Source organism: Micromonospora thermarum (assembly GCF_012034245.1).
In the GTDB taxonomy this organism is placed as follows: domain Bacteria; phylum Actinomycetota; class Actinomycetes; order Mycobacteriales; family Micromonosporaceae; genus Micromonospora; species Micromonospora thermarum.
In genome coordinates this window covers 63,874-86,964 of sequence record NZ_JAATEO010000006.1, presented here as the reverse complement: position 1 = coordinate 86,964, position 23,091 = coordinate 63,874, and the positions used below count along the sequence as shown (strand labels likewise).

Below are 23,091 nucleotides of genomic sequence, written 5' to 3'. Positions count from 1 at the left end.
GTGCCGCCCTCGGCGCTGGGTTGCGTTCGTGCCTGTTGCCGCTTTGCGATCACATTTGCGGATGACTTGCGAGAGAGCCGGCCGCGCGGAGGACCCCGCTCCCGAGGCGCGTAGTAGCTCATCTGGCCCTGGCCCAGGTGAGAAACCGATCTCGCAGGTCAGGCGCCTGGTGGGAGTTGAGTCGCGCGAGCTGCGGGGCGGCCTCCTCCATCAGCCCGCTGAGGTAGATCAGCAGAGATGTCCGGTTGCCCTGGTACTCGCTGAGCAGGGACAGGCGGGCTGGCTGGCAGGGCCACTGCGCGCCGCACCTGCGGCACCGCCACAGCGGGCGCATCGGTTCATGAGGAATCACCCGGCGGACCGTCACGGCTGGCGCCCTCCGTTAGCCCGGAACTCCTGGGCCGGCGTCAGCCTGCCGGCCCGGCCGTGGTCGACGGTCGGGAAGGCCCGAGTCGGCTGCCACGTCCAGCTCGGCGCACTGATCCCCCGCAGGCGAGGAGGCTTCGGGGCGTCGTCTCGCCATGGCCATCGAATACCCACGTCGACCTCCTCCTCGAAGCTGGGAAGGGGCCGCCCCGCACGGGGGGAACCGGGCGGCCCCTGCCAGTTCCGCCCGTCCATTCGGATTGGGTCCGAGCGGTCCTGTTGGGTGACAGTCTGAATAGGACGGGACTACTGTCGATATGCGCTCACCGCATCCGGGCAGGTCGGCGGCCAGGTGGGCAGGCATGGGAGACACGTGGGCAGAACTGGGCAGGGGTGAGCGATAGATGGGGACCGCCATCGAGTACGTGCGTGAAGAACTGCGGCTGTTCCGAGCCCAGCTCGGGCTGAGCCAGGACGAATTCGGCCGGCGGATCGGTTACTCCGGGTCGCACGTCAGCTCCGTGGAGACCGGCGGTCGGCCGCCCACCAGGGACTACATGGAGGCCATCGACCGGACGCACGACACCGCAGAGCGATTCGCCCGCATGTTGCGGGAGCTGTCGAAGCTGGACCAGGCACCCGCCTGGCTGCGGGAATGGATCGAGCTGGAGCGCGACGCCACCCTGCTGCGCTGGTATGAGCCGGCGTTCGTTCCCGGCGTACTCCAGACCGAGGCGTACGCGCGAGCGATGTTCGCGACCGGGCTGCTTCACCCGACGACGTCGAGCAGCGTGTGGCGTCCCGGCTCGGCCGGCAGGACATCCTCACCCGGGCGGCCCCCGTGCCGCTGGTGGCGGTGCTCGACGTGATGGTGCTGCGCCGGCAGATCAACGGCCACCCCGGCGTCATGCGGGAGCAAGTCGAGCACCTCGTCAAGATGGCAGAGCTGCCGCACGTCCAAATACTCGTAGTCACTGAGGACGCAGGGGTCTACCCTGGCTTGCAGGGAAGCTTCATCCTGGCCACCCTGGGCGACGGCTCGGTGGTTGCACACCTCGACCACCAGGTACGAGCACAGGTAGTGAACGCAACCGATGACCTTGCTACCCTCCAGCGGACGTGGGAGGCAGTCAGAGGAGAAGCCCTCCCTCGTAGGCAGTCCCTCGAACTTCTCAAGGAAGCGGCACAGACATGGACATGAGCGGGGCCAGATGGCACAAGTCGACTCGCTCCGGCACCAACGGCGGGTCGTGCGTAGAGGTGGCCGACAACCTGCCCGACGTCGTGCTCGTGCGCGACACCAAGGACCGGGATGGCGGCACGCTCCAGTTCAACCCCAAGGTCTGGCAAGCGTTCGTCAACTTCGCCAAGACCCACTAACCCGAAATGCAAGAAGGCCCGGCCCCCGAGTAGGGAGCCGGGCCTTCGCGTCTATGGCCCGTCTCTGATGATGGGGCGCAGGCGCGGCGGTTGGCCGCGCGGCGGGCGTGGCGTGTCGCGCGCAGCGCCGAGTTCGCACTGGAGTTGACGTGGTGCTGACGACCGACTATCTGGCCCGGGCCACCGGTGCGCTGGTCGGCACGGTTCGCCACCGCCTGGACCGCCTCCGGACCGCCGGCCTGATCGACGCGGTCCGTCCCGGCCGGGAGTTCGGGCCCCCGCCGCAGTGCTGATGGCGGCGCACTGCCGGGGTTCGCATCGTGGCCGGCGCTGGCGGCCTCGCGCGGCTGGCAGCGACCGTCCGGGCTGCACACGGCCCACGCGGCGGCGATCGGCATGGATTGCGATTTTTGATCCGTGAACTCGAAGGCGGCTGGGTGGCGATATATGGGTGAGAGCCGGTAGGTCTGGAGGGGGTCTGCAAGGTGGGGCGAGCTAGAAGGTGTGCCGTACATGCTGGTTGACCGGCGGCTCGTCGTCGAGCAGGAATCGGACGCCTGATATGTGCAGGCCTCACTGACCGATCATGCCTTGTTTACGGTTCTCTACGATCGGCATGCGGAGTCCCTGTACCGGTACGCACATGGCCGGGTTGGCGCGGACGTCGCGGACGACGTGGTCGGAGACGTTCTTGGTCGCCTTCCGCCGCCGGCACCGCTATGACGTGTCTCGGCCGGACGCGCGACCGTGGTTGTTCGGGATCCTGACCAAGGAGATCTCGCATTATCGGCGGCGGGAAAGGGCGCACTACCGGGCTGTGGCCCGGTCCGGCCTGCCCGACGTTTCGCCTGATTCGGCGGAACAGGCGGTCGCGACAGCGGCGGCACTCGCGCTGCGGTTGCCGCTGTCCCGGGCCTTGTCCGACCTGCCGGCCAGGGACCGCGATGTGCTGTTGCTCATCGCGTGGGGTGGACTGAGCTACGAGGAGACCGCCCAGGCGATCGGCATTCCCGTGGGAACTGTGCGGTCACGGCTCAACCGTGCTCGCCGCAAAGTCAGTAGCGCGCTCGGCGGTGACGACCCGACGCGGGTGGTAGAGGAGACGATGTGAACGACCAGCAGATGATCGACCAGGTCAGGACGTTGCTCGTGCCGGTGAAGCCGCCACCGCACCTGCGAAGCAAGGTGAACCGGATGATTGATGGATCTACGCGGTCGGCGCGGACGCGGTTCTGGAAGCTCGCCACGGTTGGTGCTGCCGCCTCGATCGGTGTCCTCGCGCTGCTTGTCGGCTCGGTGGTCAGCATCGACGGGGAACCGCCAGCTGCCAGTGCTCAGGCAGCGGAGATTCTCCACCGGGCCGCTGACACCGCTCGGGCCGACTCGTCTCCGGCCCCACGTGCCGACCAGTTCATTCTGACTACGACGAAGGCCTTTGCCCCTGTCGGCAGGCAGGGTGAGCCCGCGACGACTCTCACGCGGTCGTGACTGTCGGTCGATGGCACTCAGGATGGCCTGATCTGGGTTAGTGATCCACCGGCCGGAGGTCGGCAGTCGACGGTGATTCCCGGTTGCCGGAACGGGCGGGCCGCAGAGTGGGCGCCGGACGGTAGTCTGCAGAGTTCCACCCGGCCGTGCACGCTGGCGCCGGCTTACCTCAAGGGCTTGCCGACCGATGCTACGGAGATGCTGAACTACCTGCGAGGGATGAGCGGCGGTGCCACGGCAAGCGACGAGGAGACGTTCGCCAACGTTGGAGTGTTGATCCGTCAGGGGTATCTACCGGCACAGTCGAGAGCGGCGCTGTATGAGGCGGCGACGAAGATCCCGGGAGTGGTCGCCTCTTCCGCCATGACGGATGCCGCGGGCCGTTCCGGCATCGGGGTGTCCCTCGCAGGTGACATCGACCGGTATGACCTGATCTTCGAGCCGAAGACCTATCGGTTCCTTGGCTGGCAGGTGGTGCCGAAGGCTGACAACGCTGTTCAGCAATCTCGGCGCGAGGTAATTCTCGGTGTGATCGTCGTCGACCGCGTCGGCCAGACGTCGTAGGCGGCAATCGCAGGATTGACAGCGAGCAGGGGGTGGCCGCCGGGGCGAGGGCCACCCCCTGCTCACATCAGACCTCTTACGGGAAGTACTGATACGGGCTGGTGCCGCCGCCGATGGACGAGCCGCCCTGGTTGAAAGTGTCGACGAGGGTGTAGCCGGATCCAGTGCCGGACGTGCTGTGGGTAGCGACCGGGTAGTGGCCGTGCCGAAGACCTCACTCGCCACCGGGACGACGGCGCCACGGACCATCACCATGTCGATCCGGTGCTCGACGTCGTCGGCCGGTTGGATCAGGTCGTCGCCCAGGCCGGAGGTGTATCCCGGCTCGCCGGGATGCAGGACGGGCCAGGTGTCGACCATGCCGCCGGCCACCAGGGTGAAGTACGCCGCCCGGTTGGCCGGCACGGGCAGTTCGGGCCCGGTGTTGAGATCCCCGACGAGGATGACGCGCCCGGTGTGCTTCAGCGGGCCGGCCAGCAACTCCTCGGCCTGCCGCACGCGCACCACCGGGTGGAACGCCTCCAGGTGGGTGTTCACCACCCGGAAGGTCTGTCGGCCGTGGACCACGTCGACCGCCGTCCAACCCCGGGTGCTCGTCACGGTGGGGAGGGGGGCCGGAAGTGCGATCGCCATGTTCTCGGCGAAGTTGCCCGACGACGTTCCGGTCACCTTTACCCGGCCGCCGTGCCGGACCAGGATGACATCGCGCATGGTGAGCCGAGCGTCCACGTTGTGCGGTGCCCCTGCCGGGGCTTCCAGGTCCGCCTGCTCCTGCACCACCGCCACGTCGTACGGATGGCCGGAGGTGGCCAACTCCCGCATCAGCAGCGCGAGGTAGTCGTACCGGACCGTGGTGGCCGCCGCCGGGTCGAGGAACGCCTCGGTGCGCCAGAGCGCCACCTCCTGCAGGCCGACCACATCGGGCTTGTGCTCGCGGATCTCCTTCGCGATCAGCTTCGCCCGAGCCGGGAAGTTGACCAGATCCACGTGGCTGAGCAGGGCCGCGTTCGCGGCCAGGAACGCCGGCAGGTTCGGCGCGGTCATCGACGGGGTGAGATCGCCGCCGAGGTAGACGTTGCGGGTCATCACGGTGATCTTGGCGCCCGTCTGGGCGGACGCCGGCGGAGCCGCCAGCCCGACGGTGCCCGCGACCAGAGCGGCCACGGTGACCAGCCTGGCCAGACGATGTAGGCGAGCCGTTCCGTTCATGGCCTGGGCCTCTCCGTCGAGGATCCACATCGCGGGTCCCGTACGGTAGTGCCGCGGCGTCTGCCCCGGGTACCACCGTTCGGGCGGTTACCCAGATCGGACAGGGTGCCGGCTGCAGTCGGCAGGCGAGCAGCGGGCCCCTGGTCAGGGCCGGTGACGGCCGATCGAGGCGCCTGCAGAAGATCGTGGATGTGACGGCCGGCACGGCGACGCAGGCCACCGCCGGCGGTGCCGAGGCGGCCATCCAAGACGCATCTGCTGGGCGCGCTGTTCGGCATCGCTGGCCGGCGCGGTCCAGGCAAATCGCCCGGCCTGTCGCATGGCGCCGCTACGGTCGGACGCATGGTCACCGTCGCCGACGTGCGGGCGCTGGCGCTCACCCTGCCCCGCACCACCGAGCACCTGATCCGCGACCGGGTGAAGTTCCGGGTCGGCGCGATCGTCTACGTCGCGTTCTCCCGCGACGAGATGACGATGGGCTTCGGCTTTCCCAGGGAGGAACGCGCCGCCCTGGTCGCCACGGAGCCGGAGCTGTTCTTCCTGCCCGGCGCGGCCGACTTGCGCTTCCAGTGGGTCTGCTGCCACCTCGACCGCCTCGACCACGACCGAATGACCGAGCTGGTGAGCGAGGCGTGGCGGATGGTTGTGCCGAAGTTCCTTGCCCGCCAGCGGCTGGGCGGCTGAACCGGGCCGCCGACCGGTGCGGGCAAGACCGGTTAGCCGCTGACCGGGCCGCCGGCGGGCCAGGCGGTCCGCGGCGCCACCTGGCTGGAGCAACGATCAAAAAGGATGTCGGTGGGGCCGGGCAGGATGGGTAGACATGATCGGAGAACTGAAGACCGTCGTCATCGACGCGCCCGACATCTCGGGGCTGTCCGCCTTCTACGCCGGGCTGGCCGGGTGGACGCAGCGCTATGCGGACGACGAATGGATCACGATGACCACCGACGACGGGTGGCGCATCGGCCTCCAGCACGCGCCCGACCACGTGCCGCCGCGCTGGCCGGATCCGGCGTACCCGCAGCAGGCCCACCTGGACCTGCGCGTGCCGGACCTCGCCGACGGCACCGCGCGGGCGGTCGCACTGGGCGCGACCCTGCTCCGGGAGAACGAGACCTGGCACACGCTCGCGGACCCGGCCGGGCACCCCTTCGACCTGTGCCTCAAGACCGACGACCCGAGGACCACACTGATGGGTGTCATGCTCGACTGTCCGGACGCCAAGGAGCTCGCGGCGTTCTACAGCGAGCTGCTCGGCAAGCCGGTCACCTACGAGGGCGACGGCATGGCGATGATCGGCGAAGAGGGCGCGCGGCCGGTCCTGTTCCAGCAGGTCGAGACCTATACGCCGCCGCAGTGGCCGGATCCGGCGCATCCGCAGCAGTTCCACCTCGACGTCGTGGTCGACGACATCGAGGCGGGCGAGCGCGCCGCGCTGGCGATCGGCGCGCGGCGGCTTCCCGGCGAGGGCGACAACTGGCGGGTCTACGCCGACCCGGCCGGTAAGCCGTTCTGCCTGCTCTGGACCGTGTAGCCCCCCACCCGTCCGCCCGGTCGGCGTGCGGTGCAGACCTGGGCTGACGGCGGGTGCGCCAGCTGTTCGATCGGGATGTCGCCGTGACAGCCCTCGCAGGTTCCGTAGCGGCCCTGCTCCAGCTGATGCAATGCCCGGCGATGTGCCCAAGATCCGTCGGGTGGCGGCCAGGGCGTACTCCTGCGGAGACCGCCACCGGGGTCGGACCTGTTGACGATGGCCGCCGCGCTGTCGCACACTCCCTCAAGTCTCTAAGCAAGCGCTTAGTAACCTCCTGACGGGCGGAGCAGCCATGTCTGACCCCAGCACGGTGCGTGAGGAACTGCGCCGTCGGATCGCCGACTTCCTCGCCGCCCACGACCCCGCCACGACCGAGCGGTCGGCGTTCCTGCGCGCGCGCTACGACGCCGGGCTGGCCTGGGTGTTCTTCCCCGAGGGCCACGGGGGCCTCGGCCTCCCGCGGGCGCTGCAGCCCGAGGTGGACCGGCTGTTCGAGTCCGCCGGCGCACCGGACAACAACCGGGAGGTCAACGGCATCGGGCTGGGCATGGCGGCGCCGACGATTCTCGCGTTCGGCACCGAGGAGCAGAAGCGACGCTTCCTCCGGCCCCTGTGGACCGGTGAGGAGGTGTGGTGCCAGCTGTTCAGCGAGCCCGGCGCCGGCTCCGACCTCGCCGCGGTGGCCACCCGTGCCGTGCGTCAGGGTGAGACCTGGGTGGTCAACGGCCAGAAGGTATGGACCTCGGTCGCGCACAATGCGCGGTTCGCCATCCTGGTCGCCCGCACCAACCCGGACGTGCCCAAGCACGCCGGCCTGACCTACTTCCTCTGCGACATGACGGATCCGGGCGTCGACGTGCGCCCGCTGCGGCAGATCACCGGCGAGGCGGAGTTCAACGAGGTGTTCCTCACCGACGTGCGGATTCCCGACACCCATCGGCTCGGTGCGGAGGGGGAGGGCTGGAAGGTAGCCACCGCCACCCTCAACAACGAGCGGGTGGCGATCGGCGACGCCGCCGCGCCCCGCGAGGGCGGCATGGTGGGCGTGGTCGCGCGCACCTGGCGTGAGCACCCCGAGCGCCGCACCGCTGAGCTGCACGACCGGCTGCTGCGGCTGTGGGTGGACGCGGAGGTGGCCCGCCTCACCGGCCAGCGGCTGCGGCAGAAGCTGGCGCTCGGCCAGCCGGGACCGGCGGGCTCGACGATGAAGCTGACCTTCGCCCGGCTCAACCAGCAGCTGTCCGGCCTGGAACTGGAGCTGCTCGGCGAGGACGGCCTGCGCTACTCCGACTGGACGATGGTCCGTCCCGAGCGGGTCGACTTCACCGGGCGGGACGCGGGCTACCGGTATCTGCGCGCCAAGGGCAACTCCATCGAGGGCGGCACCTCGGAGATCCTGCGCACCATCGTCGCCGAGCGGGTCCTCGGGCTGCCCGCCGAACCCCGCGTCGACAAGGACATCCCCTGGAAGGAGCTCCAGAAGTGAGCGAGGTCAACCTGCTCTCCACCGATGTCGAGGACGACCTGCGCTCCGCCGTGCGCGACCTGCTCACCGACCGCTGTGACCCGACCGCGGTGACTGCCGTGTACGACGGCGACCGTTCGGTCGTCGGTGGGCTCTGGGGGGCGCTGGCCACCGAACTGGGCCTGGCCGGCCTGCTGGTGAGCGAGGAGCGGGGCGGCGCCGGAGCGTCGGCCCGCGAGGCCGCCGTCGTCCTGGAGGAGCTCGGCCGCGCGGTGGCTCCGGTCCCGTTCCTCACCAGCGCCGTGATCGCGACCACCGTCCTGCTGGGCAGCGACAGTGAGCTGCTGCGGGCACTCGCCTCAGGGGAGCGGACCGCCGCCCTCGCCGTACCCCTGTCGACGGCGCCGGGGTCCGCGCTGCCGCTGGTACGGGCCGACGCGGACGGACGCCTGACCGGCACCGTGACCAGCGTGGCGGGCGCCCTGGAGGCCCACGTGCTGCTCGTGCCCGCCAGCACCGGCGACGGCGTCTCGGTGTACGCCGTGCCCGCCACGGAGGCCGCCCTGACTCCGGTGGTCTCCCTCGACATGACCCGGCAGCTCACCGACGTCCGCTTCGACGGCGCGACCGGCCAGCCGGTCCTCGCCGACGCGGAGCCCGCCGTTCAGCGGGCACTCGCCGCAGGGGCGGCCCTGCTCGCCTCCGAGCAGGTCGGTGTCGCGCAGTGGTGCCTGGACACCACCATCACATACCTGAAGGAACGCCGGCAGTTCGGTCGGATCGTCGGCGGCTTCCAGGCCCTCAAGCACCGGCTGGCCGACCTGTTCACCGATGTCGAGCAGGCCAGCGTGGCCGCCCGTTACGCCGCCGCCACCCTGGCGGCCGGTGACCCCGACGCGGAGATCGCCGCCGCCGTCGCGCAGGCGTACTGCAGCGACGTCGCCGTCCGGGCCGCCGAGGAGGCGCTCCAGCTTCACGGCGGCATCGGCATGACCTGGGAGCACCCCGTGCACCTCTACCTCAAGCGCGCGAAGGCCGACCAGATCGCCCTGGGCACCGCCGGTGGGCACCGTGCCCGGCTGGCCGGCTTGGTCGACCTCCCGCCGCCGGGCTCCGCGCCGGCCAACCGGCAGGGCGATCGGTCGTAGCTCGTCGAGCACGGCGAACGCGTTGACGGCAAGCGGTTCCATACCGCGTATGTCGCGGTCGCACCGGCTACAGATCAGTCCGAGAGCGTCCGCACGGGCTCGACAGCCCGCTGGAAGCGCTACTCTTCCAGCGCTCTCTCGAGCGTCACGACGTGACCCCCTGCGGTCCGCCGTCGTGAATCCATGAACCGAGCCGGAGAGGCGTCACGTTGAGCAAGCCAAGGGATTACGACGAACCGCGCCGACCCGCCGTCGAGGTTGAGGACGACAGCCTGGAGGAACTCAAGGCACGCGGCGCGGCGTCGCAGTCAGCGGCGGTCGACCTCGACGAGGCTGAGGCCGCGGAGAACTTCGAGTTGCCCGGCGCGGACCTGTCCGGCGAGGAACTGACCGTGACGGTCGTGCCGATGCAGCCGGACGAGTTTCGATGTGCGCGCTGCTTCCTGGTGCACCACCGCAGTCAGCTCGCTGTGCAGTCGAACGGCCGGGAGATCTGCCAGGAGTGCTCCTGACGTCCGCTGTCAGGCCACCACTTCCCGCCAACCGGGGCGGCCACACCGCCATGCGTCCGCGAGGATCTCTGCCGACGCCCGACTCGGACAGGGGTGGAGCTCCGACCGGCCTGCCGTGCCGCCGGTCTGAGCCTCTACTTCCCATCGCTGGCCGTCCGTGCGGATGTAGACGTCGCGACGCCCTCGTGGACTGCGGTCCCCGTTCCACCAGTGACGCTCAACTCTCACCTGCTGACCGTATAGCACCGCCTGCGGAAAGACGAGTAATAGTGATCTTGGGGGGAGGTGGTCGATCTTCTACAGGCGCTTCACGGCAGATCCACCGGCCCGTACCGTGTCCGGGTGGCGAGATGTACTTGTTGGCCTCCACGTGCCGGCGCGCCGAGTCCCACTCCGGGTACCTGTGGCGCAGTTCGTCCTTGTAGCTCTCGAAGTAGGTCGTCTGCAGGCTGAGCGGCCGGTACCCCTCGATGATCAGCAGCCGCAGCCCTCGGGGCAGGGTCCGCTGGGCGGCGAGCAAACGCTGGACCGTTGCCTCACGGAGGTGGGCGTAGGCCCCGGCGGCGTCGGCCAGGCGATCGTCAACCCGAAGTTCCGCAACCTGGCGCACGTCGACCAGGGCTTCCCCGTTGTCGCTCACCGGGATGGCCGAAACTCGCCGATCAGACAGCAGGATCATGACCGGCACCGGCCGGCGGCGTCGATGATCGCGCTGGCCACGGCTGCGGCCGCGTGGGGGCGGCCATGTTGACGGGCGGCGTTGGCCAGCTCCCGGCGTCGCCCCGGGTGGTCGAGCAGCACCATGATCTCCTCATAGAGGCGGTTGGCGGAGGCGTCGGGGCCGGCGAGCATGCGGGACGCACCTGCCTCGGCGAGGTGCCGTGCGGTCCGCCGCTGTTCGTCGCCTCCGGTGGGGATGAGCGGGATGAAGACGCATGCCTTGCCCAGGGCGGTGAGTTCGGCGACGGTGCCGGCGCCGCTGCGCGCGACGACGATGTCCGCTGCGTTCAGGACGTCAGGTAGCTCGCCGTGGACGTAGTCGACCACCCGGTACCTGCCGCGCAGATGTTCCGGGAGGGCGTCGGCGACCTGCCGCATGCGATCGAGGGAGAAGTCACCGCACTGGTGGAGCACCTGACATCTCGGCAGGAGTCCGGGGAGGATGTCGGCGATCAGGTTGTTGACCTGGACGGCACCCTGGGCGCCGCCGGTGACGTACACCAGCGGCAGGTGGGGATCCAGGTGGTACGCGGCCAGCGCCCGGTCGCGGTTGCCACCGAGGATCTCGGGGCGGACCGGGTTGCCGGTGACCACCGCGCGGGCTCTCGCCCGGGCGGGCAGATGGTCGATGGACGACTCGTGACTCAGCAGGACCCGGTCGGCCAGGTGGGCGAGGATCCGGTTCGCCAGCCCGAGGGTGAGGATCTGCTCGTGCATGACCAGCGGGCGGCCGGTCATCCAGGCGGCGATCCCGATCGGGACGGAGACGTACCCGCCGGTGGAGAAGACCACGTCCGGCCGGCTGCGGACCACGATCATGATGGCCTGGAAGATGCCGAGCGGCACGCGGAAGGCGTCGGCGATGTTGCGGCCCCACTCGTGCAGGTTCGGCGAGCGGCGCAGTTTGCCGGTGGTGATCGCCGTGAAGGGAATGCCCTCCTGCCGGGCGATGCTGGCCTCCAGGCCGCGGGCGACGCCCACCCAACGGACGTCCGGCGCGGTGCCGGCTGCCGCCAGCCGGTCGCGGAGCGTACGGACCGTGGTCAGCGCCGGATAGGTGTGTCCGCCCGTTCCCCCGCCCGTGACGATCATGCGGAGACCACGGAGATGTTCCGCGGTGTAGACGGCCATCAGCAGGGCGCCGGAGAGGGGGAGACGGCGTCGCGCCGCTGCAGCGCGCCCTCGATCAGGATGTCGAGCAGCGCCGAGAAGCCGATCCCGGCCCGCTGCCAGATCTGCGGGTACTGGGAGGCGGCGGTGAACCCGGGAAAGGTGTTGACCTCGTTGATCACCGGCTCCCGGCAGTCTCCGGTCCACCCGTCGCCCTGCTCGGCGTCCGGATCCGGCAGGAAGAAGTCGACGCGGAGCAGCCCACGACAGCCGAGCGCGTGGAATGCCCGCACCGCGCGGTCCTGCAGCAGCCGGGTGGTGCCGGGGTCGAGTGGGGCCGGAATGTGGAAGTCGGCGCCGCCGTCGTACTTGGCGTCGTAGTCGAAGAAGGCGGCGTTCGCCACCCGGATCTCCAGCGGCGGCCCGGCCTCGACGCGGCCGTCGGGGTGCTCGAGGACGGCGACGTCGATCTCGCGCCCGCGTACCCCGCGCTCGACGAGGACCTTCGCGTCGCTCTCCCGGGCGAGCCGCAGGGCGGCGGGCAGCTGGGCCCACCGCTCGACCTTGGAGACCCCCAGGCTGGAGCCGGCCCGGGCCGGTTTGACGAAGACGGGCAGTCCCAGTCGCTGCTGGTCACGCGACGACAGCTCCTCGTCGGGGCGCAGCGTCACCCCGGCGGCCACGCGCAGGCCGTCGGCGGCGAGGAGTTTCTTCGTGACCGGCTTGTCCATCCCCGCGGCGCTGGCGAAGACACCGTTTCCGACGAACGCGACGCCGAGCCACTCCAGCATCGACTGGACGGTGCCGTCCTCACCGTACGGGCCGTGCAGCGCCGGGAAGACCACGTCCTGATCGCCCAGGATCCGCAGCGCCTGCGCGAACGTGGCCCGGTCGCCGTCCACCCGCCACTGGCCGTCCCGCTCGATCAGCACCTCGGTCACGTCGTACGTGTCGCGGTCGAGATGGGCCAGGATGCTCTCCGCCGAGCGCCGGGAGACGTCGTGCTCCCCGTTGCGCCCGCCGAACAGCACCGCCAGACGAACAGTCATCATGTCGCCGCTTCCCCGCGTTGGTGTACGCGCGCCACTCGCGCGCCGATTCCGGTCAAGACTTCGTGCGGATTGGTGCCGGTCCACCGCGCCCACTCGGTGGCCGTCGGCTCGGCCGGGTCCGGCGAGCCCGGCTCGGTGCCGGGACCGAAGACGACCACGGGATCGCCGAGCGCCACCGGTAGATCGCCGACATCGACGATGCACTGGTCCATGGCGATGCGGCCGACGATCGGACATCGTCGACCAGCGAGCCAGACCCACGCGCGGCCCTCGGCGGTGCGCGACAGACCGTCGGCGTACCCGAGCGGCAGCAGGGCGAGCGTGGTCGGCCGATCGGTCACGTGGTCGGGCCCGTACGAGACGCCGGTCCCGGCGGGCACGCGCTTCAGGTTGATCACCCGTGACCGCAGGGTCATGGCGGGTCGCAGGCCGAAACGGCGGGGACCGGTCGCGCCAAAGGGGTCGACGCCGTACATGGCCAGGCCGATCCGACAGAGATCGAACCGGGTCTCCGGGGCGGCCAGTGTCGCCGCCGAATTGGCCAGATGCGCCACTTCGGGGTCGAGCCCGGCATCCCGGGCGACCCGCAGCGCCTCCCGGAACGTTGACAGCTGCCACGCGATGCTCGGGCAGCCGGGCACGTCGGCGTTGGTCAGGTGGGACCACACCCCGTGTACGCGGACGGTGCCCTCCGCCTCGTGCTTGCGGGCCCAGGCGACCAGCTCGGGCCATTCGTCGCCGCTGGCGCCGTTGCGTGACAGACCGACGTCCGCCTTGAGGTGGACCGCGGCGGGCACACCGAGATCCGTGGCCGCGTCGGCGATCGCCCGCAGGTGGGTCAGGGTCGACACCGCGATGTCGATGTCCGCGGCGATCAGGCGGGTGAAGTCCTCGTCCGGCCGGTGCAGCCAGCTCAGGACGGGTGCGTCGATGCCCGCCGATCGCAGCGCCACCGCCTCCGTCGCCGAGGTCACACCCAGCCATCCGGCGCCGGCCCCCAACGCGGTCCGCGCCACCGGCACCGCGCCGTGCCCGAACGCGTCGGCCTTCACCACGGCCATCAGTCCGGTACGTGCGATCGCCGCGATCGTCCGGATGTTCTCCGCGATCGCCGCGAGATCGATCACGGCCTCGGCCAGGTGGGCGCTCTCGTCGATCACATCGGTCCCCGCGCGCCGACCGCGCGTACCCGGCGTCACCCGGCGGTCCTGGACTCGACGGGCGGTTCATCCGTCGGTTCGGCGGCCCCGTGCCTGCCGACAGCGGTGGCCCGGCGCACCGCGAGCGTCTCCCGGATCCGCCGCCGGACCGCCCGCCGCTGCCGCTCGTCGCGGCGGCCCGGGTGTGCTGGCTCGAAGATCATGTCCGGCTCCTGACTGACACGCCGGAACGGTAGGCAGCCGGTTGTGAAGAACCCTTGAAGAAGCCGTGGGCCGGCTGTGCGGATATCCCGCTCGCCGCCGTCCGAAGGCCGCCCGCATCGGATCTTCACGAGTTTCGGGTTTGCTTGACCCCCGCCACCACCAGGCAGAATGGGGAATCATGAGCGCGCGGATCCTGGTCGCCGAGGACGACCCCAAGCAGGCCAACCTGGTGCGGGTCTATCTCGAACGCGAGGGGCACAGCGTGCTGCTGGTCGGCGACGGGCGGGCCGCGCTGGACCAGTGCCGGTCCCGCCGGCCGGACCTGGTGGTCCTCGACGTGATGATGCCGGTCGTCAACGGCCTCGACGTGTGCCGGATCCTGCGCGCCGAATCGGAGATCCCGATCCTGTTGCTGACCGCCCGAACCACCGAGGACGACGTCCTGCTGGGCCTGGACCTCGGCGCCGACGACTACCTCACCAAGCCGTACAGCCCCCGGGAGTTGGCCGCCCGGGTGCGGGCGCTGCTGCGCCGGGCCCGGGTGGTGAGCGCCGACAACCGGGCGGTGCTGCGCGTCGGCGACCTCGAGGTGGACGCCGGCCGGTTCGAGGTACGCGTCGGCGGCCGGCCGGTCGCCCTGACGGCCAAGGAGTTCGGCATCCTCGAGGTGCTCGCCGGCGAGCCCGGGCGGGCGTTCACCCGGGCGCAGATCATTGACCGCGCCTTCGGATTCGACCATTTCGTGCTCGAACGCACCGTCGACGCGCACGTGATGAACCTCCGCCGCAAGATCGAGGACGACGTTGCCGAGCCGCGGTACGTGCAGACCGTCTACGGCCGCGGCTACCGGCTCGCCGAACCGGAGCCGGCGGCGCCGCCGACGCCCGAGGGCACGCCCGGAGCCAGCCGGTGAGTTTCCGGCTCCGGGTGCTCTGGCTGGTCATCCTCGTCGCGGTGAGCGCGACCGCGGCGACCGCGTGGCTGACCCTGCGGCAGGCCTCGCAACAGATCAACGAGTCGGCCACCACCGACCGGGCGCAACTCGACGAGGTCGTCAGCCGACTCGAGACGTACGGCAGCCTGCACGGCACCTGGGAGGGTGTGCCCGGCCTGGTGCGGGACCTGCGCGCCCAGACCGGTCAGCGGATCCATCTGGTCGCCGACACGGGCCAGGTGATCGTGGACACGGACACCGAGGAGAACCGGACCGCCCGGCCGCTCGGCACGATGGTCGGGGTCGTCGACCCGCGGCCGGTACTGAACCTGGCCGCGTTGCCGGCCGAGCCGGCGGCCCGGCAGAAGGGCGTGGCCGCCGCGATCGCCGGCTACCGCACGGGCGTGCGGTTCGCGGCCTGCCTGACACGGGCATCCATCCCTGTCGTCGCCTCACCCACCCGCACGGGCGTTCCGCAGTTCGACGCCGACCTGAGCGCGGCCGACGTGCGCGATCGCCCCGGTGTCGGCGAGATCGTCGACGGCTGCGCCTACGTGGCGGCCGAGCCGGGCCGGGACCTGGCGGAGGCCGGCCCGGTGCAGGTCTGTGGCACCTCGACGGAGCAACTACTGGATGCCTGCCTGGCCCAGGCATTCACCTACCAGATCAGTGACGTCGCGCCGGCACCCGCCCGGGTCTACCTCGGCGCTCGCGCCAATCCGGCGTCCGTGTTGGCCGCCGGTCCACTGCTCGCCGCGGCAGCGGGCGTTGCGACGGTCGCGATCATCGGCACCGTGCTGCTGAGCCGGCAGGTGCTGCGCCCCATCGACACGCTCACGGCGGCCGCTCAGCGGCTCGGCCGGGGCGACCTCACCGGACGGGTGCCAGTGCGGGGCAACGACGAGCTGGCGGAGTTGGCCCGGTCGTTCAACCGGATGGCCGACTCCTTGCAGCGTGGGGAGGAGCGCCAGCGCCGGCTGGTCGCCGACGTCGCACACGAACTGCGCACCCCGCTGGCCAACCTGCGCGGCTATCTCGAGGCGCTCTCCGACGGCGTGATCACGCCGGATCAGGAGCTCTTCGCCTCGCTGCTCGAAGAGGCGGTGCTGCAACAGCGCATCGTCGACGACCTGCAGGACCTGGCCCTGGCGGAGGCCGGCAACCTGGCGTACCACCGGGTCACGGTGGATCTGGCCGAACTCCTGGAGACCTGCCGCACCGCCCACCACGCCCGGGCGGAGTCAGCCGGGGTGTCGTTGCGCGTGGCGGCCGAGCCGGTCGCGGTCCACGCCGATCCCGACCGGCTCCGCCAGGTGGTGGGCAATCTCGTCACCAACGCGCTACGGGCGACCGCTGCGGGCGGCGGCGTCCGGCTGGTCGCGAGCCACACCGACACGCAGGCGACCGTCCAGGTCGTCGACACCGGCTCGGGAATCGCAGCGGACGCGCTGCCGCACGTGTTCGACCGGTTCTGGCGGGCCGACGCCGCCCGCGGCCGCCGTACCGGGGGCAGTGGCCTCGGCCTCGCGATCGCCCGGCAGATCGTCACCGATCACCAGGGCACCATCACGGTCGCGAGTGAGGCCGGCGTCGGGACGACCTTCACCATCACGCTTCCCCGCGCCGACTAGTAGTGCTTTGTTAGGTTCGGTGGCGTTTGTTGCGGTGTAGGGGTTTCACGGGTTGGTGCCTCTCCAGCAAGGGAAACTGACGGTGTCGAATCGATCAGGATCTCTCGGGCTGACCCGCTCGGCCGGGCCAGGCGAACCGGCGTCAGGCGCGAATCATCGAGGCTGGTCCTCGTCAGCCGGATCATGCATGATCCGGGCGCCGAGACGTGGAGGTACTGCTATGACGCCAGACGAGGCTGAGCGTCCTACGACGGCTCAGCGCGACTTCTTCGTCGCCCGCTTGCGGGGCGGCGTCAACAGGTCGGCGATCGCCGCGATCGCGGACGGCACCAGGCGGTAGTACGCCCATACGCCGCGCTTCTCGCGCTCGAGCAGGCCGGCCTCGGTGAGGATCCGAAGGTGGTGACTCACCGTCGGCTGGGAGAGACCGAGCGGCGCGGTCAGGTCACTCACGGACGCTTCGCCGTCCGGGGCGGACTGGATCAGACTGAGCAGTCGCAGTCGGGCCGGATCGGCGACTGCCTTCAGCACTCCCGCGAGCCGCTCGGCATCGGCGCGCTTGATCGGCTCGCCGGTGAGCGGCGAGATGGCAGGCATCGCAGCTTTCACAGGTCCCACGCCTTCATCCTCGCACCAATACCATCGATATGCCGGTTGAACCAGGGACCGGCCACCATCAGTTTGCGGGCAGGAAACCGTGTCAACGTTCCCGGCCGGGCCAGCGGCCGGATGAGCGAGTGTCGGCCGGCAGGCCGACGGGTGACCGGCGGACGTGCAGCCGAACGAACGGGTTCCGTTCGGCGAGAGTCTGCGGTCAGAGCTGACGGTAACGGACCCGGCGGGCCTGGAGGCGGTCCGCCGGGTCGACGTCGAGCAGGGTGGCCAGCTCGTGCGCCAGTACGGCCCCCAGCCGGTCGAGGAACGCCGCGGGCTCGTCGGCGGCGTCGGGTCGCTCGGCCACGATCCGGTCCACGATGCCCCTTGCCCGCAGGTCCTGCGCGCGGATGCCCTGCGCGGAGGAGACCTGCGGCGCCCGCTCGACGGTGCGATGGAGGATCGCCGACGCGCCCTCCGGCGGCAGCGGCGAGAGCCAGCCGTGCGCTGCGGCGATGACACGGTCGGCCGGCAGCAGGGCCAGCGCGGCGCCGCCGCTGCCCTGACCCAACAACACGCACAGGGTCGGCACCGGCAGGGTGACGAGATCGGCGAGGCAGTGGGCGATCTCTCCGGCCAGGCCACCCTCCTCGGCCTGTGGCGACAGGGCGGCGCCCGGCGTGTCGACGACGGTGACGACGGGCAGGCCCAACTCTGCGGCGAGCTTGAACCCCCGCCGGACGGCCCGCAGGCCGGCGGGGTCGGGCGGGCTGTCGCGCCGGTCGTGTCCGACGACCACGGCGGGGGCTTCCCCGAAGCGGGCCAGCGCCACGATCACACCGGCTCCGGTTTCGCCGCTCTGCGTACCGTGCAGCGGCACGACATCGCGGCCGGCGTGTCTCAGCAGTCGGCGGATTCCGGGACGGTCCGCCCGGCGGGATCGCCGGACGGCGTCCCAGGCGGTGGGTTCGCCGGGCGGGTCCTCCATCGGGATCGGGGTACGGGGGAGGCGGCGCGGCGCGCTGAGCGTGGCCAGCGCCCGCTCGGCCAGCGGCGCCACCTGCTCCGGCGCGACGACCGCGTCGATCAGACCGTGTTTGTGGAGGTTCTCGGCGACCTGTACGCCGGCCGGGAACGGGGAGCCGGTCAGCGCCTCGTGCACCTTCGGCCCGAGGAAGCCGATCAGCGCGCCCGGCTCGGCGACCGTCAGGTGCCCGAGGGACCCCCACGACGCGTACACGCCGCCGGTTGTCGGGTGCCGCAGATAGACGAGGTACGGCAGCCCCGCGACCTTGTGCGCGGTGATCGCCTGGCTGATCTTCACCATCTGCACGAACGCGATCGAGCCTTCCTGCATCCGGGTGCCGCCGCTCGCGGGCGCGGCGAGCAACGGAATCCGCTCGGCGGTCGCCCGCTCGACGGCCCGGGTGAGCCGCTCGGCCGCCGCGACACCGATCGAGCCGCCGAGAAACGCGAACTCGCCGGCGACGACGGCGACCCGCCGCCCGCCGAGCCGGCCCGCGCCGGTGATGACCGCCTCGTCAACGCCCGCGGTCCGGCGCGCGGCCGCCAGCGCGTCCGCGTAGTCGGCGTCGAGCGGGGCTGGGTCCGCAACGGGTTCGTCCCACGACTCCCAGGTTCCGGGCTCGATGACCAGGTCGATCAAACCCCGTGCCGTTCTCCTCACGCCCGGTCGACCTCCGCGTACGGGCGGCCGCCGGAGGGCCGGGCATAGCCCGGACCCCGATCGACGAAGGATTCGTCACCGGTGCGGCGGGTCCGCGGCGCCGCACGGAGCGCGTCCGACGCCGCCTCGTCGATCTGGTCGCCAACCATGACGACACCGTAGTCGTCGCGCACTCGGCGACGCTCACCTTGTCCCACGCCACGGTGGGGCGGTGACCGGATCGTTCCAGCGAACGTGGGTGGCGGAGCGGGGTCGGCCGAACTCCGCCACCCGGCGAACCTGCTCAGTTCAGTCCGCCGTCGACGGCGCTCATCAGTGTCCCGGTGTCGCCGGACATCTCCCAGATCATCACGCCGAGCAGACCCTTGGACTTCAGCCAAGCGGCCTTGCGCTGAAGGGACCAGGGGTCGTCGAACGTCCACCACTGGCCACCGGGCCCGGTGTAGCAGTACGTCGAGATCGACTGCTCGTCGTGGTGGACGGTGCAGCCCGGCACGCTCGCGATCAGGTTGCTGTAGCCCCGCGTACCGGCCTCCTCGGGGAACTGGCCGGGCGCCGCGCCGGTTGCGGCCTGCCACTCGCCGTGCACCCCGCCGTCGGTCACGCCCTGCCAGCCGCGGCCGTAGAACGGCAGCCCGATGGTGAGCTTGCGCGGGTTCACGCCGGCGGCCAGGTAGACCTGGATGGCGTCGTCATAGCTGAAGTGGACGGTGTAGGGGTCCTGCGCGTCGGTGTAGAGGTTCGAGGCGTGTCCCGTACGGTTCGGCTCCCATGAGTTGTCACTGCCCGCGCCGTGGAAGTCGTATCCCTGCACGTTGGCGAAGTCCATGTAGTCGAACACGCTCGGGGTGCCGTCGGAGGTGTTGATGTCCCAGCCGGCAGCGATCTTCGCGGGGTCGGCCGGCGTGAACGCGGTCAGCAGGTACCGCTTGCCGGTGGTCGCGCCCAGCTCGTCGAGCTGCCGGCGGAACTCGGCGAACAGCAGCAGGTTGTTCGCCTTGTCCTGCGGGCCCCAGTGGTTGCCCGCGTGTCCTTCGGCGCCGGGCCATTCCCAGTCCAGGTCGATGCCGTCGAAGATGCCGGCGGCCACGCCCGCGCCGCCGGCGCCGTTGTACGCCGGCAGGTCGCCCTTGATGTACATGTCGAGGCAGGACTTGACGAACTTCTTCCGTGCCGCGTCGGTGGCCGCCGCGTCGGAGAAGAACTTCGAGTACGTCCAGCCGCCGAGCGAGATCAGCACCTTGAGGTGCGGGTGCTTGGCCTTGAGTTTCTTGAGCTGGTTGAAGTTTCCGCGCAGTGCCTCCCAGCCGGTGTCGGCGACCCCGTCGACGGACTGCGCCGCGCTCATCGGTCGGGCGTAGTCGGCGTCGGCGTCACCGGCGCCGGTGCCCTGGTCCGGGTCCTGCGGGTCGGGGGTGGTGCCCTTGGTGACGCCGTTGAGACAGGTCAGGTTCACCGGGTCGAGGTTGGTGAAGGCGTAGTTGATGTGGGTCAGCTTCGCCGCCGCGCCGGTGGTGTCCAGGTTCTTGACGAAGTACTGCCGGCCGTAGATGCCCCACTGCACGAAGTATCCGACCCGGGCGTAGCTGCCGCCGCCCACCACGTCATCTGTCGTAACGGTGACCGCGTTGCTGGCCGCCGAGGTGTTGTCGTACGTGTCGCGGGCCTTCACCGTGAACGTGTAGGCCGTCGTCGGCGCAAGCCCGGTCACCGTCGCGGTGGTGCCGGTGACGGAGAGGGCCAGGGTGCCACCCCGGTAGACGTCGTAGCCGGCGATCCCGCTGGCGTCAGCCGAGGCGTTCCAGGCCAACGACACGCTGCTGGACGTCCTGCCCGTCGAGCGCAGGTTGCCCGGCGGGCTGGGCGCCGTGTTGTCGTCGGACGGGTTGAGCGTGGTCACCGTGACCGGTGCGCTCGCCGCGGACTGATTCCCACGAGCGTCCTTCGATCTCACGGTGAATGTGTACGCCGTGTTGGGGGACAATCCGGTGACCACAGCCGACGTGCCGGTGACGCTGGTGGCGAGAGTGCCGCCGCGGTAGACGTCGTACCCGGCCACCGGGAAGTCCCCGCCGGCTGCCGCGTCCCAGGCCAGCGACACCGTTTTTGTGGTGCGGCCGGTCGAACGTAGGCCGGTCGGGGGCGACGGTGGCCGGTCGGCGCTGCCGTCGCACCTGCTGCCGTTGATCCGGCAGTTCGTCGGGGTGCCCGGTCCCGAGGCGATGAACCAGAAGCTGTGTGGCTCGGTGCTACCGCCGGGCTGGACCGATCCGTTGTAGTGCTCGTTGACGACGGTTACGTGACTTCCGGACACGGTGGCCTTGCCGTTGTACGAGTTGCTCATGGTGACGCCGGACGGCAGGTCGAACTCCAGCGTCCAGCCGGTGATGGCAGCACTGGTCGGGTTGGCGATGACGTACTTGGACTGCCACCAGGAGCCGTGGTCGGCGCTGGAGAAGGTGGCGGTCAGGCCCGCGGCGGCTGCCGTTGGCGTGGCTGTGACGACGGCGGTGGGCGGGAGCAGCAGAGCGAGGGCCGCGACCGTGGCGCGGCGCGGTAGATGCATGGCGCGCTCCTTGTGAAACCTGGCGGGACCGGCGCCCGCAGCGATGGACGTCAATCCTTAGTAAAGTTTCCTAATAGAGCGCCGTCAATAGCTATCGGTCGATGGACCTCGGAGTCGAGGTGACGCCGTCAGGCTGGAGCGGGCCGGTCAGGAGGTAGCGGCGAGAGGTGCCGGCGGTGGGCCCAGGCCAGCGGCACTGCCGCTACGGCCGGTCGAGGAACCGGCCGCGCGGAGGGAACTCGTCAGTCGACCAGCTCGGCGATCTGGCGCAGCTGCCGCGGGCCGCCCTGGACCAGCAGGGTGGTGATGACGCTCTCGCGCCACCGCTGCAGCTCATCCTTGACCTTCGCGGCCGGACCGATCAGCGCGATGTCCTCCACCAGTGCGGTCGGCACGGCGGCGATCGCTTCCTGCTTGTTGCCCGCCAGGTAGGCCTCGGTGATGACGTCGCACTCCCGCTCGTATCCGAGGCGGGCGATGACGTCCCGGTGGAAGTTGGCCGACTTGGCGCCCATGCCGCCGACGTACAGCGCGACGAACGGCCGGATGCGATCGGCCGCCCGCTCCACGTCGTCGTCGACGACGATCGGCACGGTCGCGGCGATCTCGAACGTGTCCGGGTCACGGCGGGCGCCCGGTCGGCCGAAGCCCTCGGCCAGCGCGGCGCGGTAGAAGCCGTCCGCCTTGGGGGAGAAGAACAACGGCAGCCAGCCGTCGGCGACCTCGGCGGCCAGCGCCACGTTCTTCGGCCCTTCGGCGGCGAGGAAGATGGGGATGTCGGTGCGCAGCGGGTGGACGGTGGACTTCAGCGGCTTGCCCAGGCCGGTGCCGCCGCGATGCGGCAGCTGGTAGAACTCGCCGTCGTACTCGACCGGGCCGCTGCGGGCGAGGACGGCGCGGATGATCTCGATGTACTCCCGGGTGCGGGCCAGCGGCCGCGGGTACGGCTGGCCGTACCACCCCTCCACGACCTGCGGGCCGGAGGCGCCGAGCCCGAGGATGAACCGGCCGCCGGACAGGTGGTCGAGGGTGAGCGCCGCCATCGCGGCGGCGGTCGGCGTACGGGCCGACATCTGCATGATGTTGGTGCCCAGCCGCACGCGGGAGGTGCTGGCGCCCCACCAGGCGATCGGCGTCAGGCAGTCCGACCCGTACGCCTCGGCGGCCCAGACCGAGTCGAAGCCGAGGCGGTCGGCCTCCGCGACGGCCTCCGTGACGCCGGCGGGTGGGCCGGAGGACCAGTAGCCGGTGGTGTACCCGAGTTTCATCGCGCGACCTTCCGTGTCACGGGGCGATGCCGTCGGCGGCGAGACCGGCGACGACCGCCTCGCTCAACGTGGTGACGGCGGACAGGGGGCGGACCATGACCGTGAACTCCTCGATCAGGCCGTCGTCACCGAGCTGGAGCAGGTCGAGGCCGTGGATCTGCTTGCCGCGCACCGTCGCGCGGAAGATGAGGATGTGCGACTCGACCGACCGGCCCCCCGTGCCGATCTCGGCCTCGCCGGCCAGCTGCCCGACGTACCGGAAATCCTCGAACGTGCGGAGGAGCACGCGGAGGAGCCCGTGGACGGCCTGCGCCCCCTCGAACGGTGTGAACTTCACCGGGCTGAAGAAGCGGACGTCCGGGCTGAACAGCCCGTCGAACGCGTCCAGGTCCCCGGCCTCGACGGCGGAACGAAACCGCTCGACGGTCGTCACGGCGCCTCCCCTATAGTCTACGATAGGAGTAGTCATATCATTGACTAGGCAGCGAGGGAAGTGGGA

At 70.7% G+C, this 23,091-nt stretch carries 23 protein-coding genes and 2 pseudogenes; 13 read left to right on the top strand and 12 right to left on the bottom strand.

Features of this window, described 5'->3' with window-relative positions; all coding sequences use genetic code 11:
• The first annotated feature begins 770 nt into the window (after positions 1-770).
• The 6 genes and pseudogenes from HCJ94_RS07740 to HCJ94_RS31425 all read left to right on the top strand — a co-directional run.
• Positions 771-1,567 (top strand): annotated as a pseudogene (locus tag HCJ94_RS07740) (helix-turn-helix domain-containing protein).
• On the top strand, positions 1,564-1,746 hold the full coding sequence (locus tag HCJ94_RS07735) for a DUF397 domain-containing protein (protein WP_168000280.1): 183 nt from the start codon (positions 1,564-1,566) through the stop codon (positions 1,744-1,746). Before HCJ94_RS07740 ends, HCJ94_RS07735 begins: the two are co-directional and overlap by 4 nt.
• Before the next feature lie 149 nt (positions 1,747-1,895).
• Positions 1,896-2,039, top strand: coding sequence for a helix-turn-helix domain-containing protein (locus HCJ94_RS07730; protein ID WP_168000279.1), 144 nt, complete (start codon positions 1,896-1,898; stop codon positions 2,037-2,039).
• Positions 2,040-2,389: 350 nt separating this feature from the next.
• A complete protein-coding gene (locus HCJ94_RS07725) occupies positions 2,390-2,857 on the top strand; it encodes an RNA polymerase sigma factor (protein ID WP_240944034.1) in 468 nt (155 codons plus the stop codon).
• Positions 2,854-3,234, top strand: coding sequence for a hypothetical protein (locus HCJ94_RS07720; protein ID WP_168000278.1), 381 nt, complete (start codon positions 2,854-2,856; stop codon positions 3,232-3,234). The genes HCJ94_RS07725 and HCJ94_RS07720 overlap by 4 nt, the downstream gene beginning before the upstream one ends.
• A gap of 72 nt (positions 3,235-3,306) precedes the next feature.
• Positions 3,307-3,639, top strand: a pseudogene (locus HCJ94_RS31425) (CU044_5270 family protein); the annotation flags it as partial.
• On the opposite strand, the gene HCJ94_RS07715 reads toward HCJ94_RS31425, so the two are convergent.
• Positions 3,526-4,842, bottom strand: a complete 1,317-nt coding sequence (locus HCJ94_RS07715; protein WP_373684215.1) for an endonuclease/exonuclease/phosphatase family protein — start codon at positions 4,840-4,842, stop codon at positions 3,526-3,528. The pseudogene HCJ94_RS31425 and the gene HCJ94_RS07715 sit on opposite strands and share 114 nt — an antisense overlap.
• Before the next feature lie 507 nt (positions 4,843-5,349).
• Here HCJ94_RS07715 and HCJ94_RS07710 point away from each other — a divergent pair.
• The 5 genes from HCJ94_RS07710 to HCJ94_RS07690 all read left to right on the top strand — a co-directional run bounded on the left by HCJ94_RS07710 (position 5,350) and on the right by HCJ94_RS07690 (position 9,666).
• Positions 5,350-5,691, top strand: a complete 342-nt coding sequence (locus HCJ94_RS07710; protein WP_168000276.1) for an MmcQ/YjbR family DNA-binding protein — start codon at positions 5,350-5,352, stop codon at positions 5,689-5,691.
• Positions 5,692-5,827: 136 nt separating this feature from the next.
• Entirely contained in the window at positions 5,828-6,541 is a 714-nt protein-coding gene (locus HCJ94_RS07705) for a VOC family protein (RefSeq protein WP_168000275.1), read from the top strand.
• Positions 6,542-6,833: 292 nt separating this feature from the next.
• Positions 6,834-8,027 (top strand): acyl-CoA dehydrogenase family protein, encoded by a 1,194-nt coding sequence (locus tag HCJ94_RS07700; RefSeq protein ID WP_168000274.1) that lies wholly within the window; start codon positions 6,834-6,836, stop codon positions 8,025-8,027.
• On the top strand, positions 8,024-9,154 hold the full coding sequence (locus HCJ94_RS07695) for an acyl-CoA dehydrogenase family protein (RefSeq protein WP_168000273.1): 1,131 nt from the start codon (positions 8,024-8,026) through the stop codon (positions 9,152-9,154). Before HCJ94_RS07700 ends, HCJ94_RS07695 begins: the two co-directional genes overlap by 4 nt.
• Positions 9,155-9,363: 209 nt before the next feature.
• Positions 9,364-9,666, top strand: coding sequence for a DUF4193 domain-containing protein (locus HCJ94_RS07690; RefSeq protein WP_168000272.1), 303 nt, complete (start codon positions 9,364-9,366; stop codon positions 9,664-9,666).
• Positions 9,667-9,883: 217 nt separating this feature from the next.
• On the opposite strand, the gene HCJ94_RS07685 is transcribed toward HCJ94_RS07690, so the two are convergent.
• The 5 genes from HCJ94_RS07685 to HCJ94_RS07665 are packed head-to-tail and all read right to left on the bottom strand — an operon-like array spanning position 9,884 to position 13,911.
• A complete protein-coding gene (locus HCJ94_RS07685; RefSeq protein ID WP_205800879.1) occupies positions 9,884-10,345 on the bottom strand; it encodes a M15 family metallopeptidase domain-containing protein in 462 nt (153 codons plus the stop codon).
• Positions 10,342-11,517: a UDP-N-acetylglucosamine--N-acetylmuramyl-(pentapeptide) pyrophosphoryl-undecaprenol N-acetylglucosamine transferase gene (locus HCJ94_RS07680; RefSeq protein ID WP_168000271.1), complete on the bottom strand. Its 1,176-nt coding sequence runs from the start codon at positions 11,515-11,517 to the stop codon at positions 10,342-10,344. The genes HCJ94_RS07685 and HCJ94_RS07680 overlap by 4 nt, the downstream gene beginning before the upstream one ends.
• Positions 11,517-12,545 carry a D-alanine--D-alanine ligase family protein gene (locus tag HCJ94_RS07675; protein WP_168000270.1) on the bottom strand — a complete coding sequence of 343 codons (1,029 nt, stop codon included), beginning with the start codon at positions 12,543-12,545 and terminating at the stop codon, positions 11,517-11,519. The genes HCJ94_RS07680 and HCJ94_RS07675 overlap by 1 nt, the downstream gene beginning before the upstream one ends.
• On the bottom strand, positions 12,545-13,747 hold the full coding sequence (gene alr, locus HCJ94_RS07670; protein ID WP_309227182.1) for an alanine racemase: 1,203 nt from the start codon (positions 13,745-13,747) through the stop codon (positions 12,545-12,547). Before alr ends, HCJ94_RS07675 begins: the two co-directional genes overlap by 1 nt.
• The gene (locus tag HCJ94_RS07665) at positions 13,744-13,911 is read right to left on the bottom strand and encodes a hypothetical protein (RefSeq protein WP_168000269.1); all 168 of its coding nucleotides are present in this window, start codon (positions 13,909-13,911) and stop codon (positions 13,744-13,746) included. The genes alr and HCJ94_RS07665 overlap by 4 nt, the downstream gene beginning before the upstream one ends.
• Before the next feature lie 179 nt (positions 13,912-14,090).
• Here HCJ94_RS07665 and HCJ94_RS07660 point away from each other — a divergent pair, with 179 nt between their 5' ends.
• Both HCJ94_RS07660 and HCJ94_RS07655 read left to right on the top strand, forming a co-directional pair.
• Positions 14,091-14,825 (top strand): response regulator transcription factor, encoded by a 735-nt coding sequence (locus HCJ94_RS07660; protein ID WP_168000268.1) that lies wholly within the window; start codon positions 14,091-14,093, stop codon positions 14,823-14,825.
• Complete coding sequence (locus HCJ94_RS07655) at positions 14,822-16,477, top strand: sensor histidine kinase (RefSeq protein WP_168000267.1); 1,656 nt, start codon at positions 14,822-14,824, stop codon at positions 16,475-16,477. Before HCJ94_RS07660 ends, HCJ94_RS07655 begins: the two co-directional genes overlap by 4 nt.
• Before the next feature lie 255 nt (positions 16,478-16,732).
• On the opposite strand, the gene HCJ94_RS07650 is transcribed toward HCJ94_RS07655, so the two are convergent.
• The 6 genes from HCJ94_RS07650 to HCJ94_RS07625 all read right to left on the bottom strand — a co-directional run bounded on the left by HCJ94_RS07650 (position 16,733) and on the right by HCJ94_RS07625 (position 23,025).
• Positions 16,733-17,074, bottom strand: coding sequence for an ArsR/SmtB family transcription factor (locus HCJ94_RS07650; RefSeq protein ID WP_168000359.1), 342 nt, complete (start codon positions 17,072-17,074; stop codon positions 16,733-16,735).
• Between the two features lie 217 nt (positions 17,075-17,291).
• Positions 17,292-18,758 (bottom strand): carboxyl transferase domain-containing protein, encoded by a 1,467-nt coding sequence (locus HCJ94_RS07645; protein WP_168000266.1) that lies wholly within the window; start codon positions 18,756-18,758, stop codon positions 17,292-17,294.
• Positions 18,755-18,907, bottom strand: a complete 153-nt coding sequence (locus HCJ94_RS07640) for a hypothetical protein (RefSeq protein WP_168000265.1) — start codon at positions 18,905-18,907, stop codon at positions 18,755-18,757. The genes HCJ94_RS07645 and HCJ94_RS07640 overlap by 4 nt, the downstream gene beginning before the upstream one ends.
• 134 nt (positions 18,908-19,041) lie before the next feature.
• A complete protein-coding gene (locus HCJ94_RS07635) occupies positions 19,042-21,324 on the bottom strand; it encodes a glycosyl hydrolase family 18 protein (RefSeq protein ID WP_168000264.1) in 2,283 nt (760 codons plus the stop codon).
• 242 nt (positions 21,325-21,566) lie between these two features.
• Positions 21,567-22,592, bottom strand: coding sequence for an LLM class F420-dependent oxidoreductase (locus tag HCJ94_RS07630; protein ID WP_168000263.1), 1,026 nt, complete (start codon positions 22,590-22,592; stop codon positions 21,567-21,569).
• 16 nt (positions 22,593-22,608) lie between these two features.
• Complete coding sequence (locus HCJ94_RS07625; RefSeq protein WP_168000262.1) at positions 22,609-23,025, bottom strand: nuclear transport factor 2 family protein; 417 nt, start codon at positions 23,023-23,025, stop codon at positions 22,609-22,611.
• Positions 23,026-23,091 lie beyond the last annotated feature (66 nt).

Excerpts from the sequence above, each read along its gene's own strand:
- HCJ94_RS07640 (WP_168000265.1), bottom strand. The coding sequence starts at position 18,907 with ATGGTTGGCGACCAGATCGACGAGGCGGCGTCGGACGCGCTCCGTGCG.
- HCJ94_RS07715 (WP_373684215.1), bottom strand. The coding sequence starts at position 4,842 with ATGACCGCGCCGAACCTGCCGGCGTTCCTGGCCGCGAACGCGGCCCTG.
- HCJ94_RS07735 (WP_168000280.1), top strand. The coding sequence starts at position 1,564 with ATGAGCGGGGCCAGATGGCACAAGTCGACTCGCTCCGGCACCAACGGC.
- HCJ94_RS07650 (WP_168000359.1), bottom strand. The coding sequence starts at position 17,074 with ATGCCTGCCATCTCGCCGCTCACCGGCGAGCCGATCAAGCGCGCCGAT.
- HCJ94_RS07675 (WP_168000270.1), bottom strand. The coding sequence starts at position 12,545 with ATGACTGTTCGTCTGGCGGTGCTGTTCGGCGGGCGCAACGGGGAGCAC.
- HCJ94_RS07725 (WP_240944034.1), top strand. The coding sequence starts at position 2,390 with ATGGCCGGGTTGGCGCGGACGTCGCGGACGACGTGGTCGGAGACGTTC.
- HCJ94_RS07630 (WP_168000263.1), bottom strand. The coding sequence starts at position 22,592 with ATGAAACTCGGGTACACCACCGGCTACTGGTCCTCCGGCCCACCCGCC.
- HCJ94_RS07685 (WP_205800879.1), bottom strand. The coding sequence starts at position 10,345 with ATGATCCTGCTGTCTGATCGGCGAGTTTCGGCCATCCCGGTGAGCGAC.
- HCJ94_RS07660 (WP_168000268.1), top strand. The coding sequence starts at position 14,091 with ATGAGCGCGCGGATCCTGGTCGCCGAGGACGACCCCAAGCAGGCCAAC.
- HCJ94_RS07700 (WP_168000274.1), top strand. The coding sequence starts at position 6,834 with ATGTCTGACCCCAGCACGGTGCGTGAGGAACTGCGCCGTCGGATCGCC.
- HCJ94_RS07665 (WP_168000269.1), bottom strand. The coding sequence starts at position 13,911 with ATGATCTTCGAGCCAGCACACCCGGGCCGCCGCGACGAGCGGCAGCGG.
- HCJ94_RS07680 (WP_168000271.1), bottom strand. The coding sequence starts at position 11,517 with ATGGCCGTCTACACCGCGGAACATCTCCGTGGTCTCCGCATGATCGTC.
- HCJ94_RS07710 (WP_168000276.1), top strand. The coding sequence starts at position 5,350 with ATGGTCACCGTCGCCGACGTGCGGGCGCTGGCGCTCACCCTGCCCCGC.
- HCJ94_RS07635 (WP_168000264.1), bottom strand. The coding sequence starts at position 21,324 with ATGCATCTACCGCGCCGCGCCACGGTCGCGGCCCTCGCTCTGCTGCTC.
- HCJ94_RS07705 (WP_168000275.1), top strand. The coding sequence starts at position 5,828 with ATGATCGGAGAACTGAAGACCGTCGTCATCGACGCGCCCGACATCTCG.